The organism is Roseinatronobacter ekhonensis (assembly GCF_900499075.1).
GTDB classification, from domain to species: Bacteria; Pseudomonadota; Alphaproteobacteria; order Rhodobacterales; family Rhodobacteraceae; genus Roseinatronobacter; species Roseinatronobacter ekhonensis.
Map to the genome: position 1 here is coordinate 1 of NZ_UIHC01000053.1, position 16,937 is coordinate 16,937.

At 55.4% G+C, this 16,937-nt stretch carries 10 protein-coding genes and 1 pseudogene; 1 reads left to right on the top strand and 10 read right to left on the bottom strand.

What is annotated here, in order from left to right; all coding sequences use genetic code 11:
• The 4 genes from ROE7235_RS16285 to ROE7235_RS16300 all read right to left on the bottom strand — a co-directional run.
• A partial coding sequence (locus ROE7235_RS16285) for a transposase (RefSeq protein WP_503128428.1) occupies positions 1-152 on the bottom strand: 152 nt, incomplete at its 3' end.
• A gap of 192 nt (positions 153-344) precedes the next feature.
• Positions 345-2,861, bottom strand: a complete 2,517-nt coding sequence (locus tag ROE7235_RS16290; protein ID WP_121096561.1) for an Hsp70 family protein — start codon at positions 2,859-2,861, stop codon at positions 345-347.
• A gap of 3 nt (positions 2,862-2,864) precedes the next feature.
• On the bottom strand, positions 2,865-3,242 hold the full coding sequence (locus ROE7235_RS16295; RefSeq protein ID WP_121096563.1) for a hypothetical protein: 378 nt from the start codon (positions 3,240-3,242) through the stop codon (positions 2,865-2,867).
• Positions 3,236-5,155 carry a hypothetical protein gene (locus tag ROE7235_RS16300; RefSeq protein ID WP_121096565.1) on the bottom strand — a complete coding sequence of 640 codons (1,920 nt, stop codon included), beginning with the start codon at positions 5,153-5,155 and terminating at the stop codon, positions 3,236-3,238. Before ROE7235_RS16300 ends, ROE7235_RS16295 begins: the two co-directional genes overlap by 7 nt.
• A gap of 355 nt (positions 5,156-5,510) precedes the next feature.
• On the opposite strand from ROE7235_RS16300, the pseudogene ROE7235_RS16305 reads away from it, so the two are divergent.
• Positions 5,511-8,372: pseudogene (locus ROE7235_RS16305) on the top strand (UvrD-helicase domain-containing protein).
• Between the two features lie 46 nt (positions 8,373-8,418).
• Here ROE7235_RS16305 and ROE7235_RS16310 read toward each other — a convergent pair.
• From ROE7235_RS16310 to ROE7235_RS16335, 6 genes are all read right to left on the bottom strand, one after another.
• The gene (locus ROE7235_RS16310; protein ID WP_121096566.1) at positions 8,419-9,624 is read right to left on the bottom strand and encodes a GIY-YIG nuclease family protein; all 1,206 of its coding nucleotides are present in this window, start codon (positions 9,622-9,624) and stop codon (positions 8,419-8,421) included.
• Positions 9,617-11,662 (bottom strand): DEAD/DEAH box helicase, encoded by a 2,046-nt coding sequence (locus ROE7235_RS16315; protein WP_121096568.1) that lies wholly within the window; start codon positions 11,660-11,662, stop codon positions 9,617-9,619. The genes ROE7235_RS16310 and ROE7235_RS16315 overlap by 8 nt, the downstream gene beginning before the upstream one ends.
• A 2-nt stretch (positions 11,663-11,664) precedes the next feature.
• Complete coding sequence (locus tag ROE7235_RS16320) at positions 11,665-11,961, bottom strand: CcdB family protein (protein WP_121096570.1); 297 nt, start codon at positions 11,959-11,961, stop codon at positions 11,665-11,667.
• Positions 11,961-12,182: a type II toxin-antitoxin system CcdA family antitoxin gene (locus tag ROE7235_RS16325; protein WP_245964002.1), complete on the bottom strand. Its 222-nt coding sequence runs from the start codon at positions 12,180-12,182 to the stop codon at positions 11,961-11,963. Before ROE7235_RS16325 ends, ROE7235_RS16320 begins: the two co-directional genes overlap by 1 nt.
• A gap of 61 nt (positions 12,183-12,243) precedes the next feature.
• Positions 12,244-14,994: a class I SAM-dependent DNA methyltransferase gene (locus tag ROE7235_RS16330; RefSeq protein WP_121096574.1), complete on the bottom strand. Its 2,751-nt coding sequence runs from the start codon at positions 14,992-14,994 to the stop codon at positions 12,244-12,246.
• A 160-nt stretch (positions 14,995-15,154) separates the two neighbouring features.
• Positions 15,155-16,051, bottom strand: a complete 897-nt coding sequence (locus ROE7235_RS16335) for an HNH endonuclease (protein ID WP_121096576.1) — start codon at positions 16,049-16,051, stop codon at positions 15,155-15,157.
• Positions 16,052-16,937: the final 886 nt, after the last annotated feature.

The following is a 16,937-nucleotide window of genomic DNA, read 5'->3' on the forward strand; positions in this document are numbered from 1 at the left end:
GTGTGGCTGTAGAACTCCGCAAGATGCGCGCGGATGCCGCCCAGATCGACGAACCGGTCGATGGAGCGCAGCAGGTGATCCTGTGGGACATGATCCTCAAGCGAGAACTCGTAGAACAGCGCCGGTTTCGCTTCCTGCCTCGGTCCCATCATCGCCGGTCCTCCCCCTCGATTACAGGAATTGAATCAGCAGTTCAGACTTCGATCAAGGAAGAGTTTTTCAACACAATACGCCCATTTATGCAGGCTGACGCAACCGACCCAAAGCTAACGTTCTAACGGGAAAGGTAGTGCTGCGATGCAGCCCGCCTATGCCGCCATTTGCTGTAGCAAAGCAATGTTTGCCTATGTTCCAAGCAAATGCGCGAGTTCTACAATCTCTGCCGCGTCAGCACCTGTAGATACCCGATTGCCCATCATCTGACCGATTACAAATCGCAATCGCTCAACGTCGCCTGCTTTTGCAGCCTCTACGCCCGCTTTCAGGTGTTGGTCAAGCAGCGCCTCATCCACCGCAAGATGCCGTTCGGCGGCTAGGACCTTAAATATTTCAATGAGGAAATCAGGCGTTTCCGCGAGGACTTTCATGCGTATTCCATGCATTTCGCCAAGTGATCGGCGGGCTGAGTCGAAGTTCTTTTCTCGTATTGCTCGGCGCGTAGTTACCAGCAGCTTATCGTGCCGTTCACTATCAACCGGCTGGGCCAAGTCTCGCAGTTCGTCAAACGATAGTTCTGCTTTGCTTGCTTCGTCTTCAAGCACGCGTTCTTCATTTTCCGGAGACATCTTCAAAAGCGCGACGTCTTGGCGCAGTTTTCTAGCCTCCTCGGCCACCGATCTGTGCGTATCGGCATCTACAGATGTAGAGAGTGCAGCCTGCTGACGTTCGATGCGTTTGCGAATGTCGCCAGATGAGTCAAGATCATGACCGAGTGCGCTTTCAAGTTCTTCAAGATCACTTTCAGCACGGGATAGCATGGTTGCTGCGACTTCAGCCCCTCGCTCGCCATCATAGTTGATACCGCCATCATAGTGGCGATAGAGATTGGTAGCGTCTATAATTCGGCCGAGCGCTGGAAGTTCCAACGAAAAGCTTAGCGTTCCGTTGTCACTCATTTTCCAATCAATGATGAATTCGTCACCTCGGTTGATCCGCTCGCCCCGCTCAAGTTCATCGAGGCTGTTCAGCCGAAAATTGCCGATATGCAAGTTGTGTTCGGGGCTATCGACTTCATCGACCATATCATAGAACTCGACTGCAATGAAATCGTCTTCGCCGCCCACCAGTGTTTTGCCAGCACGGAACGTTTGTCGGCCTTGAGCAGGAAGAGCTGTTCCCTTCTTGACCAAAGTGTCGAGCTTGTTACGCTCATAACCTACCAGTCCATGCTGCACCTTGACCGCTAGGTTGTAAGTCATCGGAACACTAGCGGCGCTTGCTTCCGAACGAGTAATGGTGATTTCTCTCGATGCGCTTTCGATCTTGCTGCCAATCTTGTCGAACACATTGACTTTAAAACGATTGTTTCCGTTCTTCCGCACGCTAACTTTCACGCTCAAGGGGCCGTTGAGTGCGATACGGCCAGATGATGACCCTTCTTCATCCAAGATTTCGAGCTCGACGCCGCTCGGCACCTCTCCCGAAGGTTTCACTCGAATTTTTGTGCTCTCTGAAGACACACGTGACTTGAAATCAAGTGATAGACCTACGTCGCCGGTCACTGTTTCTCTCTGTTTGGTTGACTTTTGGACGGAGCTATCACCGTCCCATTCGCGGCTTTCCGCAAAAATGGCCGCGCCTGTAGCGACAGCCGTCATCGGATCTAGACCGCTATCGACCGGGATCGCTAGTTCGGCTTCGAGCATCTCACGAATTATCGGCATCTTCGAAGGGCCGCCAATAAGCACAATCTTTGAAAGATCTTCCGATTTGTACCCATTTGCTGTGATGATCTTGCGGCATAGTCCAATGGAATCTTCGATCCGATCTCTGATCAAGTCAGCCATTTGTTTGCGCGACAAGTCGATAGACAGGTAAATTTCTTCTCCGTTTTCGTCACACGCACGAACTTCATCTTCCGAGGCAAAAATAGACGCTGTATCGGATGCAGATAGCTGAATCTTTGCCTTCTCAGCAGCGTACTTGCTAACATCAGCAAGGTGTCGATACTTGTCGTCAGCTTGGAAATTTCGTGGAAGTACAAAATTCGTAGAAAGCCAAGGCCGCACTATGCTGTCAAATATGATACGGTCGAAGTCCCTCCCACCGAGCATGTTGATACCCTCATGGGCAACTACATTGACGACACCGGCGGTGCTCATCACAAGCGCTAAATCAAAAGTACCGCCTCCAAGATCATAAACTAGAAAAACGCCATCTTTTTGCTTGCTATGCGAAATGGCAGCAAGGGCAGCTGCCACCGGTTCTTGAAGTAGACTGACCCTTTCCAATCCGGCTAGACGCGCGGCCGCAATCGTGTCTTCGCTCTGCATTTGGTTGAAAGCAGCAGGTGTTGTAATCACAACGCCTTCAATCGGCTGAGAGCCAGCTTCTGTCGCGGCTTGGCCAACCAATGTTTTGATTATTTCTGCGGAGCACTCTACCGGCGTCCAAGTCTGACCAGCCAAAGAAATCTGGTTCTTTGTCCCCATCGAGCGCTTAAAGCCATGGGCTACGTTTTTTGGCGCTGACAGCAACCGGTCATAAGCGGTCTTCCCCACAAAGCGATGCCCCCTCTTGTCGAGGTAGATTACGCTGGGCAGCACATCGGTGCCGTCAGCGGTCTTGAAGAGACGGAGCGAGCCGTCGGTGTGTCCAACTACAGCTGAATTAGACGTTCCAAGATCAATACCCAGGTACACTGCTTACTCCTCTTCGTTCTGTTTCGGCCCAACGATCACTCGTCCTAGCCGCAAGACCGTCATGTCGGACATGACCGTTGGTTCTAACGTCTTGCTAATTATCAGTTCTTCTTCCTCGTCGTGATCAGCGGGATTATCGACAGATACCGCGAGACCAGCGTGATACAGTTCTCCATGAAAATCCACCAACCTAAGCCCAAGCTCTTGAAGGATGACTTCCAGTTGACGCTTTGAATACTTCAACTGCGCTTGCAAGCGCTTTCCGCCTTTGTCTTCCAGTACAGCCAAGGCTCGCTCGGTCGCGGCGGATAGCTTCCAATACTCAACGCAGAGCTGGGCTACAGCTTCAGAACTAACTTCTGAGTCCCGTTGGTTCACCATGAAGCCACGATCCTCCGGGCGTCCGCTATAAATTCACCTGTTTTGCTTGAAGCTTCGCGACGAATCGAACTTAATACCTCGCTACGGTACTGATAATTCGAACACCTGGAGTTATAGTCATCGATAAGCCCATTGAAGCTGTCTATTTGATAATTCGTTGAGGTCATGGACCTCATCGCTTCAAGGCGCTCACCCTGATAAACACAGTACCGAACCTGAGATCTGTTCAGAACCAGCCCCTGCCCTACCGGCGGCCTAGATTCCCCGAAGGACGCAGTGGCGGTGCCATTTGTCGAAGGACGTGTGGTTGAAGGCTGATAAGTCGCTGTGGGTTGATAGGAAGTGCGGGAAGTTGGCTTGTTTATCTCCTCAGAGAGAACGAAAAAACCAATCGCAGCCGCAATACCCCCATATATCAACCACTTGACCTTCTTTCCCGCTTGCTTGCGGTCAATGTTCGACTTTACCTGCAAAAGCTCTGTGCGATTATTCCCTTTGGCGTATTTGAGCATCTCGTCGACGGTTTTTGACATAGCCCCTAGATCGCCTGCCTGCTTCTCAAACTCTCCCATTTTCCAATTTCGATGAAGTTTTTCGCGTTCGTCATCTAGCTGATCCACGATTTTATCTGACGGCTGACGCCCGCTATACTGAATAAGGCCATCGATCAGCCTGAAAGCTGTCTCTGGATCGCTTCGATCATTGTTAACGAAGAGCGCCAAATCACGCACTACCAGAAATACTGCATCATCTGTTTCTGGAGCTTTGGCGGCAGCATCAAATGCATCATAGATTTCGTTCAGGACGCCTTTTCGCGCGTTCGCGAAACCGGATTTCTGCAACGCAGACTTCAACGCGGGAAGCTGTGTTTTTGCGGCTTCACAGGCTGCTACAAGTGGCTCAACAATTGCGAGTTGCTTTTGCTGTTCGTCGAGGTTTTGGAGTGCTGCCACATCTCCTTTGAGCACCTCAGCGACAGATTCTAATTCTGGAAAAGTTTGGAGCAAAGCCTCCGATAGCCGCCTTGCATATTGAAACTCACCCCGGTCGTTCGCCAATTCAAGACACAGAGAACGAACTGCTTCATAGACTTTCTTGGAGCGACCTTCCTCATGGCCTTGGTGCTGCTCGTAGACCTGAACTGGTTGATTCACATCATCCCATCTGCTCAACAACGCGGCGATCTCGTTCGTCACGCTGTCGAGATTGGGTGAAGGCTCCTGAGCGAGCTCAATCTGATGGTCGATTTCGTTCCTGATTTGAGCGAGCTTTGGCTCGCTCAGACTGTCATACTCGCGGACAAATCGGCCCAAGATGCTGTTCGGCTTGCCAGTCGCCAATTCAGCCTCCACCAAGTGCTCCATGACTTTACCTGGCTCTTCTAGCTGCCAGATTGCCTTCGCCGCACTTCTTGCATGAGCAGATTCGAGTGCAGTGACCGAGATGCTGATCTGAGTGGCATCAACATTTGGGAAGCCGGAAATTTTCCGGTTGGAGTTGATGAACTCGAGTAGTTCGCCATGATCAACTTCATCCCAGCAGCGAAGCAAACTTTGAAGCTTTGAAGCGTCCACCTTTGACAGATTGCTTAGGTGCGCCAGCAAATTTGCTTTTGGAAGATCAGGCAAGAAATTGATGGAACTGTGCAGCTTGTCTGTTTCACCAGAAGCCAAGAGCGATCGAATTTCGTCAATTTGTCTTTCGCTTAGCCCCGGCAACCAACCCAGCTCTTGATCGAGGCGGGCGACCGGAGAAACCAGAGCTTGTTGCGACCGCTGTATCAGCGCTTGAGGATGGCTTTCTTCGAACTCCGCATCTTCCGCCAGGTCAACTAATTCAGCGTAATTGGATTCATATCTAGCGTTCAGCACCCAGAACGCGTTCTCTAAGAAGCTAAAAGAACCGTTTGCCATCGAAAACTCCCAGCAACTCGCAAAGCCCTCTATCCCGCATGTTTTATCCTAACATAGCGTGCCGGATCTGAAAGCTTGATCGTATAGTCTTGGCCGAACTCTATCTGGATGGCCGCTCATGGTGCTCCAGTAAGGCTGGCTCGCTTCATCAGCGGACGTCCGCTCACAGCCCGCAGTGCGCCCGGCTTGAGTGCATTGTCCGTCACAAGGGCACAAAGTAGGCGCTCACTCTCGCCTGAAATGCGTTCCACATGCTTTCCCACCGGATGATATCTGCTACACCTCGGGAAAAGCTAGTAATTCGGAACACATGAAACTCGCCTCAAAATCCTTCTTGGGTTTCGTAGTTGACCCTATGGGCCGACATCCAAGATCTCTAACATTGCAAGACAAGGGTATTGCGGCGTGCGGGGCTGGTTCACCCTGGATAGGGCTTGGAGATATATCGACGCGCCCGTCGGTTAGGAAAGGCCTTCTCTCAACGTCCTTTTCGCTCGACCTTAGGGGCGGCCGAATCCTGACGTTGCCAGCGGTTGACACCTCAGCGGCTAAGAAATTCGCGGAGGCGGCGGCCAGCGCATGGACGGATTTCAACCTTGCGCAGCTGGAAAAAGAGGACGCGGCGGTCCAGCGCATCCTGCATGCGCTCGAAGCACTCAAGGTGCCGGATGCTTATCCTGCAGCTTGCCACATAGCGCCACTGGCGCGCGATGCCGCTGAACTGAACAGCCGTGTGCTGTCCAAGCTGAACGCCGAGGCCCTCGGCGACAAGGTAACTTCCCGAATTGCCCCAATCACGGCGTTCGCAGCCGATCCGAATCCCGCCCGGGACGCGGCGATCGAAGCGTTCGTGGAAGCTCAACTGCTTCTTTGGAAGGATTTCTTCGACAAGGTTGAGTCTATGCCACTAACGCCCGAACAGCGACTGTCAGCCGTCGTCGACGAAGACGCGACTCTGGTTTTGGCCGGTGCGGGATCGGGCAAGACCAGCGTGATAACCGCCAAAGCCGCCTACCTCGTTAAGGCGGAGATACGGAAGCCGAGCGAGCTCCTGTTGCTTGCCTTCGCGAAAGACGCAGCGACCGAAATGTCGGAGCGGATCGAAGCCAGGTGCGGTGTCCCGGTCGCGGCACGCACCTTCCACGCATTGGCCTATGAGATCATCGGCGAAGTAGAAGGCGAAAAGCCGCCATTGGCACCGACCGCGACAGACGACAAGGCGTTCCTGTGCCTGATAAAGGAGATCCTGCGACATATCGTGGCGACCGCCAGCGACGTCGCACAGACCGTAATCGGCTGGTTCGCTGGTTTTTTCGATGACTTCCCGACACAATGGGACTTCAAGACGAAGCATGAATGGTATGCGCAGATCGAGAGCCGCAACCTGCGGACGCTGCAAGGCGAGACCGTGAACAGCTTCGAAGAGCTGCTGATCGCCAACTGGCTGTTCCAGAACGGCGTCGCATACGAATATGAGCCCAGCTACGAACACCAGCTCGCGAAAACCGGCCGCCGTGCTTACACGCCCGACTTCCGGCTTACAGAGAGCGGCGTCTACCTAGAGCATTTCGGCGTGCGAAAGAAACGCGGCAAGGACGGTGTGGAGGAGTTGACGACGGCCCCTTATGTCGATCGCGACGAATACCTAGCAGGTATGGACTGGAAGAGGCAGGTCCATGCCGAGCACGAAACCGTTCTGATCGAGACCTACAGCTGGGAGCGTGAAGAGGGCCGGTTGCTCGAAGCGCTTGCCGAAAAGCTCGAGCCCCACGTCACGCTGCGACCGATCCCGGACATCGAGATCTACGATCGTGTGGCCGAGGTCGGGGCGGTTGACAGCTTCACCTCTCTGGTGGGCACCTTCCTGCGTCACTTCAAGAATGGCAGCTACCGGGTCGAGGACTGCTCCGAGAAGGCCCGGACGCTGAAGATGGGAAATCGAGCGGAGGCCTTCCTCAAGATATTCGGGGCTGTATTCCGCGAGTATCAATCTCGCCTCGGTGACCGGATCGACTTCGAGGACATGGTGAATCGCGCTACCGCCCTCGTCGAGAGCGGAAGCTACCAGAGCCCGTTCCGACATATTCTTGTCGACGAGTTTCAGGATATCTCCACCGGACGGGCAAAGCTGATCCAGGCACTCAAACGGCAGCATTCCGATGCCAAATTGTTTGCCGTCGGCGACGATTGGCAATCGATCTACCGCTTTGCCGGGTCAGACATCCACATCATGCGCAACTTCGGTGCGGAATTTGGCGGCGCCTATGCAGGGGCCACCGGCGTCCATCGAACCGTCGATCTCGGTCGAACCTTCCGATCGGTGGACAAGATTGCCCTGGCCGCTCGCCGCTTTGTTCTCCGTAACCCCGCTCAAATCACAAAGACGGTAATACCGGCAGGCGAGACGGACGAACCTTCGATCAGGATCGCCTGGACGCGCCGTGACACCGGAGAGACGGCGTTGAACGACGCCGTGGCTGCTCTCGCCGCCACTGAAGGCAAGAGCGGCGGGAAGCCGTCAATCCTGATCCTGGCACGATATCGCTTCCTGAGGCCGGATGTCGGGCGGCTCCAGCGCCAGAACCCTAGAGCGACGATCACCTTCAAGACCATCCATGCATCAAAGGGCCTAGAGGCCGATCACGTCATCATCCTCGGTGCCGACACCGCCAAGATGGGCTTCCCGTCGATGATCGTCGACGACCCTCTGCTCAGCCTGGTATCGCCCGAGGCCGAGCCATATCCGAACGCTGAAGAACGGCGCGTCATGTATGTGGCTGTGACCCGGGCCCGGCGGACCGTGACCATCCTCGCATCCGAAGCGCGGCCCTCCGTTTTTGTCGAGGAGCTGATGAAAGAGCCTGAGTTTGGCGTAGCTGTGCCCTTGGAGGTTCAGCAGCACACCCACACCTGTCCGGGTTGCGGGGGACGTCTGCTACACATGGCCGGAAAGGACGGTAGCGACTGGTAGCGGTGCGAGCATGTGAAGCTGTGCGGTAGTCGCATGCCGGCTTGTCCGGCCTGCGGTGTAGGTCTCCCCATCCGTTCCCAGACAAGCAGAGAACTGGTTTGCACCGATTGCGGAGAGACCCAGCAGGCTTGCCCAAACTGCGAAGCGGGCTGGCTTGTAGAACGGCGTGGCCGCTACGGCGCATTTCTAGGCTGTGTCCGGTTTCCTGACTGTGATGGCAAAGCCAAGTTAAAGAAGATCGCATGACATATTGACGGGGAACCGATGTTTCCGACAAGTCATTGACGATCGCCTATGTAGCGTTTTGTGCTGAATGCATCACCAACTTCGCCTGTTTGGGATCGTAGACGAAACCGGCAATACTGCCATCCTTGATCTTCTCCACTGCATCATTGATCGCGAAGATCGGCACCATAAACCACTCCTTCGGGACAACAGGGCGCCCGAAGCGGTCCATGATCTCAATATCGAGCCGCGCAGGTTCAAAGATACGGTGGATCAGGTTTTCGAGGCGGGTACGGTTGATGTTGTAGAGTTCATAGGTCGCGACGATCTCGACATTGGCCATCAGGAATGTCGCATGCGTCGCGGCCCCCGCGATGCGCTGTTCTACGTTAATACCGGTCACACCAATCTTGTGAACCAGATCGCGGTTCCCGGCCACCAATGGGTGATCAGATTTGCTGCGCAACACATAGATAGTGCCGCTGGCCTCATCACCATCAATGGTTTCGCCTGAGAAAAGAGGGCCCGCATTCGGCTCGATTATCCGACGTCCGGTCTCATCCTTGGTCAAGGCCCGCTGAAGGGATCGCATGAGCATGTTGCTCTCAGTGCCATTGTCAAAAACCACACGCAGGCGAGCATCTCTATCCCCGTATTCCTGCGTGAATACTTCACCGACCGAAGCGATATATGCCTTCTGACCGCCAAGAATGAAGAATTTGCCTTTTTCGATTTCGGACTTGCGTTCAAAGGGGCGAGTTTCACGCAACCCACTTTCTAGCTCTTTCTGCACCTGCTCAAAAAGCGGCTTGAAACGCGCGAAATCCTCGCAGCGGTCGCGGTTGGCGATTTCTTCGGCAGCCTTTTTTTCTGCAGCAGAACGGACATGTTTAAGTTCGGTGATCGCAGGCGCTGCGACCTCGATCCCGAGTGCGTCCAGAAGCGCGTCGTCGTCCAGCTCTTCCCCGTCATCCGAGAGCGCGAGTGGTGCGCCACTCAGCAGTCTCTGATGATCCAAGGTCTCAATCAGATCACGGCATTCCTGCGACTCGCTGATCCGATCGAGGCGCACTGCATACAGGCGCTCGAAAACGTCCCTGTCCTCGCCATGCTGTGGGCGGCGGCCGTGCTCCTCGACAAAGCGCTGTATCTCCTCAAAACCCGCGATGATCCGTTCTTCGCGTGGGGTGCGGGAAACTTGCTTTTTCGTCTCGACCTCAACGCCCAGCTCTGCCAGCAGCTCATCATCTTCATCCGTGAACCCGTTAGCCATTGGCGGCCTCCTGCTTCATCCGAACAAGGTAGGCAACCCCTTCAGCCATCTTCTTCTCCCACGGGTCAGCCGATGTGATCGACGGCAAGCGCCCCCGTTCCTGCTTGAAGGCGGCGGCACGTTTCGCCAGCGCGCGCGCCTCTTCCGGGGTGAGCTGTACTTTTTTGGCAGAAATCACCGCAGCCACTTGCCTGAGGCTTTCCTCGCTCATGGTTTTGGCCAGGATTGCATAGGCTTCCCCGAACGGGTTGATCCGGTCGATCAGATCGATATCCAGCTCGCGCACGTCCATGGCGAATTTGCGCACCCCATCGATCAGCGCTGTATTGGCGGATACTTCGCCGTCATCACCGCCTGTCAGCGCGATTTCCTTGGCCTTCTGTGTCAGGTTCAGCGCGGCCACTGCATGCTGGCGCACGGCTTCCTGATCTTCCGCATCGAGTTCTGGAAACCTGGCACCGACAATCTTGCCCATGCGCACTTGGGTCAGCTCTTCGGGAACCAGTTCGTCATCAAACAGCCCACGCTCGATCGTGGTCTTGTCCTGCACGAACGCCGTGATCACTTCGTTCAGATCGTCCTGGCAGATGCGTTTGGCCTCTTTGCTCTTGGGTTCAACCAAGCCCTTGATCTCGATCTGGAACTGACCACTGCTCTCATTGAAGCCAACGTTTTCCTTGGCAGGGTCATACCCCCCTTCCCCATAGTCAAAACCCTCGACCGGGACTGATTGCGCGCTCTTGGGAGTGAAGTTGAAACGCGGGGCAAGCACCTGCTCCATCAGCAAGCTCGCAGCGATTGCCTTCAGCGTATCGTTGATCGCCTCGGTAACAGCCTCTGCCGCGGCATCAGGCTCGGCGATCAGGTTGGTGAACCGCGCGCGCGTCTTGCCCTCTGCATCCCGGGTGGCGCGGCCGATGATCTGTACGATCTCGGTCAGGCTGGCGCGGTAGCCAACCGTCAGGGCGTGTTCGCACCAGATCCAGTCGAACCCTTCCTTTGCCATCCCCAAGGCTATGATGATGTCGACATGATCGCGGTTGTTCTTCTGCGCAGAGTCTTTCAATGCGGCGGAAACCTTGTCCCGCTTGACCGGTTCATCATCCACCAGATCGGCGATCCGCAGCACACGCCCCACAGGCGTCTTGACCAGCTGAAACCCGGTCGCAGGGTCAGTGCCCTGCCAGTCCCCCAGGGCATCGATGATATGCTCGACTTCGCGATGCTTATCCTTCGTGCTCTCGCGCGAGTTCACGTTCGGGATGTGCAGGATCGTCTTCTCGGTCGGGTCCAGCACCTTGAGGATGTCATCCGCATAGGACCCGGAATAGAAGAAATACCCGATGTCGAGCGACTTGAGGTATCTATAGCCGTTCAGCTGCTCGTAATAGGTGTAGGTGACGGTGTCGAACCGCGCCTCATCCTCGGGCGACAAAACGGCCTCCGCGTCGCCGCGGAAGTACGATCCGGTCATCGCCACCAGATGCACCTTATCGCGGGCGACCAGCGCGCCTAGATGCATACCCAGTTTGTTGTCAGGGTTGGCCGAGACGTGGTGGAACTCGTCCACCGCGATCAGGCGATCGTCGAAAGCCTCGATCCCGAACTTGTCCACGGCAAAGCGGAAGGTGGCATGGGTGCAGACCAGCACGTGGTCGTCGCTTGCCAGAAACTTGCCCACGGCACCGACCTTGCCGTCATCCCCGCCGGGGGCGTTGCACAGGTTCCATTGCGGCTGAACGGTCCAGTCGGCCCAGAAGCCATGCTTGCTGAGCGGCTCGTCATTGAAGCTCGACCCGATGGATTTTTCCGGCACCACGACGATGGCCTGACGCAGGCCCTGATTGTGCAGCTTGTCGAGCGCGATGAACATCAGCGCGCGGCTTTTGCCCGAGGCCGGGGGTGACTTGATCAGCAGGTATTGCTCGCCGCGCTTGGCGTAAGCGCGTTCCTGCATCGCGCGCATGCCCAATTCGTTCGACTTGGTCGAGCTGCCATTGGCGGCGTATTTCACCGAAACCGAAGGAACCTGTGCCATAGTCAAAACCCTTGAAAAACCATATCCACCGCGCGTGTGATCGCGTCATGATGGTCCGACAGGTCGCCCACTGCCGGCCCAAGCGCCGATGCACGGACAGCCGCCATGGATTGAACGATCAGCACAAACTGCCCATCGTCCAGCGTGATCATCGGGTTAAGGTGTTTTGCGGGCGGCGGGCCTTGCTCTACAGGCACCAAGGGGGCCACGACCCGCGTATCGGCCCAGTCCAGAAAATCGCTTTGCAGATTGACCACTCGCCCACCGCCGGGCAGGTCATGCAGGCTGAACCGTGCCATCAGAATTGCCGGTATTTCTCAAGCGGCAGGCCGTTCTGCTCGATCCAGGCGTTGTAGCCCTCAAGCGCCGCGCGGTTTTCTTCCAGCCAGGCTGCTGCCTTTTGCTTGCGCACGGCGTCGCGCAGGCTGGCCTCGAAGGTGGCGGACAGGTTGATGTTCAACGCGCGCGCCTCGTCCAGCAGCGCGGGGTCTATGGTCAGGTTGGTGGCGCGTTTGGTCATGTGTGCCTCCTGTGGGCGGATCATGCGCATGAATAACACACATGATGCACGCGGGCAAAGGTTAGGCGCTCACCTTCGTCGTCATCTTCGTGTACATCTCGAACAGCTTTTCCAGCCGTTCGGTGTCGTTGCGGAAGCGGCGGCCGATGTAGATGCGTTCCAGCACCTCATCGTTGTGATCATGGGCAGCGCGCAGGTTCGCGGGCATTTTTTCGGGGTCGTAGAGGTCGGCGATGGTGGCGGGGAAATGCGCCTCGCGGGCCAGAAGGATGCCGGTCGCCGCCGCGGTCAGGTCGGCGCGGTTCTTTTCGGTCAGTTTGGGGACGGGGAAGGTGTTCCAGCCGAGGGTGTTGGAATAGCTGAAATCGGTTCGCATTCGTCCACAAACTGCCCCAATCCAAGCAAGATGGAGCCGGGAGGCAACAATCGCCATATTCCACAATGGTGCATCGTAGATTGCATAGCACTTAAAGGTCAAAACTGACCTATGATCTAGAAGATCACATGGCAAAAACTCTCTATTCTCAGAGGTGGTCTGTGGTACCGCTATAACATGTTCCTTTGGGGTAAATGTGTCACGAAAGCGATATGGCACCTTCGCTAAGGCTTGCGCTTGTGCATCACTAGATTTTTCTAGACGATTTTTCCTGACTGTGTTTACTCGATCTTCAATCTGAGGGATCTCCATTGCATCAGAAATATCTTCCTCAGAAATCCACAGGCAGTACCGCGGCGCCGCTTTTATCACCTCGGTAGACCCATAAATTGGCCTTAGATACTTCGAAATACGATCATCATTCTGGATCATATCACGTGCTTCGTTCAAACTACAGATGAGAGCTGAGCCGTAATAAGGATGGTTTCCAAAACTCATTGATCCAACACCAGATAACGGTTTCATACGCTTTGAAACATATACAAGTGCACCTGCTATCAGGTATCCGTTGATCTGCGGAACCTGTCTGGCCGCCACTGTCCCATCTTGGTTTGTCTCAAATAGACGAGCGCTTTGTTTGGATCTTTGCGCCAAACCGACAACAATGACTGTTATACCCGCGTTGTGAGCCGCCAAGTTTGACCATTTGAAAGACGTGTATGCAAAAAATATAGAAAGTCCATGCTTTTCCAATAATGGCCACAAAACACTCACCTGACCACCTTGGCAAATAGAGTTTGTTGATACGAGTGCCATCGCACCAATGGTCTCCTTAAGAAAGAGAGCAGATTTTAGAAACCAAGCAGCCACATAGTCAAGATTTCCCCAGTTTTTCAAATATGGGCTAAATACAACCTCCAAGTCTTCTTTCTGATCTCGCGCCTGTTTGTTATAACCAATATAGGGCGGGTTCCCACAGATATAGGTCTCGCCCCCCTCGTTCGCAAAGTCAATCTGCGCCTGATCCAGCGGTGACATGAACAGGTCATCGGCCTGAAACTTCACCCCCGTCCCCGTGGGCGGGCAGACCGACAGCCAGTCCAGCCGCAGGGCGTTGCCGCAGGTGATCCAGTTCTGTGCATCCAGCGGCAGGAACTCGGCCAGAGCCTCTTTCTGGCCGCGATAGGTCACGTCGCATTGGTATTCCGCGATGATCAGCGCCAGCCGCGCGATCTCTGCCGAAAAGTCGCGCAGCTCGATCCCGCGATAGTTGGTCAGGGGAATGTCGGTGCGGCGCAGCGGCTCGAACCGGCGTTTGTTGATCTCATACTCAAGGCTGCGCATTTCCTTGTAGGCGATGACAAGGAAGTTGCCCGACCCGCAGGCGGGATCGAACACCCGGATCTTCGCCATGCGGGCGCGCAGATTGGCCAGCTTGCGCGCGTTGTCGCCCGCCGCCTCCAGCTCCGTGCGCAGATCATCAAGGAAGAGCGGGTTCAGCACCTTCAGGATGTTCGGCACCGAGGTGTAGTGCATGCCCAGGACCGAGCGTTCCTCTTCATCCGCGACGGCCTGGATCATGGACCCGAAAATGTCGGGGTTGATCTGCGTCCAGTCGAGGCTGCCGATATGGGACAGGTAGCGCTGCGCGATCTTGGAAAAGCGCGGCACATCGGTGCTGCCCGAGAAGAGGCCACCGTTCACATAGGGGAAGGCTTCTGCCCAACGGGGCAGCTTGGCCTCGGCGCGTTTTGGGATGGCGGTGTTCATCGCGCGGAAGATCTCGCCGATAACCTGATGGGTGTTCGACCCGTCGCGGTTGGCCATCTGGTCGATGGTGGCGGTGAAGAGGTTGTCGCTGACGAAAATGTCGGTGTCTTCGGCGAAGAAGCAGAAGATCAGCCGCGCCATGAAATGGTTCATCTCATGGCGTTTGTCGGCGCTGCCCCAGTCCGGATTGTCCCTGATCAGTTCCACATAGAGCCTGTTGAGACGGCTGGTCGCGCGGATATCAAACGCACTTTCGCGGATCTGCTTGACGGTGGAGATACCGGCGAGCGGCAGGAAGAAACCGAAATGGTCAGGGAAATTGGTATAGCGGCAGGCGATGGTTTCGCCGGTGGTGATGTCCTCGGCTTCGAGGTCGATGCCGTCGGTGGCGAGGATGAACTTGGCCTTGGCGCGGGTGGTCGCGGGGCTGTCGCGAAGGGCGCTGAGCGTTGCGGCAACTTCGCCCGGTGCGCAGGTCGCAAGATGGATATTGTTGGTCTGCAGAATGCCGCCGATGTCGGATTTGTTGGACGCACCGCTGCGCAGACGCTTGATCGTCGTCTCCTTGTTGCCGAAAGCAATCAGGAAGGCATAGGGAAACTCGGCCGCGTCAAACGGCTGCTCGGCAAGTTCGGAAACGGCTTGTTCGATTTCAACGGCGTTCATTTGGAAATTTTCCTGGCAACAACGCTTTAGATTAATGCCTAGCCGCGGCGACGCAGGCAAAAAATTAGGGCTGTGGTTTGTTATGCGATGTACGCCTGAATTGTTCAAGAAATGGCTGGGCGTGCGCGACACAATCGCTGATCGCGTAGTCATACAAAGGCTAGTGTTTGAAGCAGTTTTGACGGTGCCAGATCACAAACTCTGACCTTGGCCGATGAGCCAATCGGTCTGGCACCAAAAGCTTGCCAGAGGCATTGATCATGGCCTCGACTGCGCTGAAATCGTTACTTTGCCTGGAAACGAGCACGGTCAGGTCATCGGCCAAGCCCACCAAACCTCTGTCAAACATCCAATGCGCGGTTCCGGATAGTGCAAGCCCGTTGCTGACGATGTCAGGACCATTTTGCTCAACAGGCTTAATGTGTGCAGCCTGGACCTCAGCACGCCCACCGCCATTGATGAGTCGCAACCCCGTTATGGCGCAACGTTCACCATAGGCGCGCAGGACGGTTTTTCGGAAATTGCGATCGCGAACTGCCCGGTTGGTCAGCTGGTTGACCCGCTCGCGAACCGGGAGGTGATGAAACTGAGCCGTTTGCTCTTGAAACCCCAAAGCAAACCCCGCGCCATCGCGAGGCAGAAAATCATCATCCCGTCCTAAGCCGTGCTCAACTATGCGGACAAAGTCGGCTGCTGCCAGAACTCGGACCGCCGCCTGAGCACGGCCTGAAATTTTGCCAACCTCGTTCAAAACACCTTGCTCGACCACACCATCGGGACCGCGAAAGGCCACCGGATCACCAAAGTCGAGGTAAGTGCCGGGCTCGATGATCGCCAGATACATGTCCAACGCTCTTGGATCTGGGACTATCTTTTGGATTTTTGCGACAGCAAAATAACCCTTGCTCTCTTTGACCTTGCTAGGCTCGAGGTACACAATCCAGTCGCCCTCACACTGCCTGGCGCGGGATAGGTATTGCTTGGGGAACTGATAGCGTTCCGACGGAATATCGTCGTAGATTGAATCTGTCCTGTGAATGAATACGCAAAATGCCATACGTTCCAAACTGCCTCAAAGCTGGCAGACTTCCAAGCTTCAAGACAGGCAATGCTATCGCTTTAAACGTGAGGGAAATAGAACTAGCTAGGCCTTGTGCTTTCATATCACGACGACAGGGCTCTATTCAAAGAAGCAAGACAATAGCCGGCCCCCGCTCCTTCCCCCCGACATGCAGGGGAAGGCCCTTCACTTTCAGATCCGTATCCGTGCGATGCCCAGTATCGGGGGCCAACCGCTTCCCCGCAGGCTTCTCACCTGCCCCGCTTTAAGCTGCCAACGCTTCTGCGGTCCCCGATCTGTTACCAACACCGACGTGTTGTGTTGTCACCAGCCGGTGGGTTTCGTTGTCGCACTTCTGCGCCGGTCCAGAAGGAGCCGATCCGGCGCGGGGTGGGGTAGTCCCCGGATCATATCCAGTGCTATGTGGTGCACGGGAAAACCGTAGTCGCGGCCTTTGTTCGGTGAATGTTTGGGGAAGCCGCGAGCGTAAACCAAACACCAACAAGGCGTCCGATAAGGCGCGCCCTGAGAGTATTTTGGTCTGGTCGTTTCAAAAGTACCAAGTGGGTAGCTTGCACCCGCGCCTCTCTGGCATGAAGTATCAGCCATAGACTTTGCTTGCCTGACTGGGACACTCATGTTGATATGCATTGGCAAAACCGGTGAACAGGCGGTGTTACTCCAATTGCGAGAGGAACAATGACGAAACGAGCAGCCTAGTCTCCCCCTATTACTGGCAAATGGCCAGACGATCCTGAGATATGCGCAGAAGTTGGTGACGCCTGATCAGGCGGCGGCTTGAACGTGGCGGAGGCCGTCGCGGAACTCAACCCCTTGGATGATCTCGGGCAGGCGGTTCCGGCCATCGAGTTTGCGCCATTTC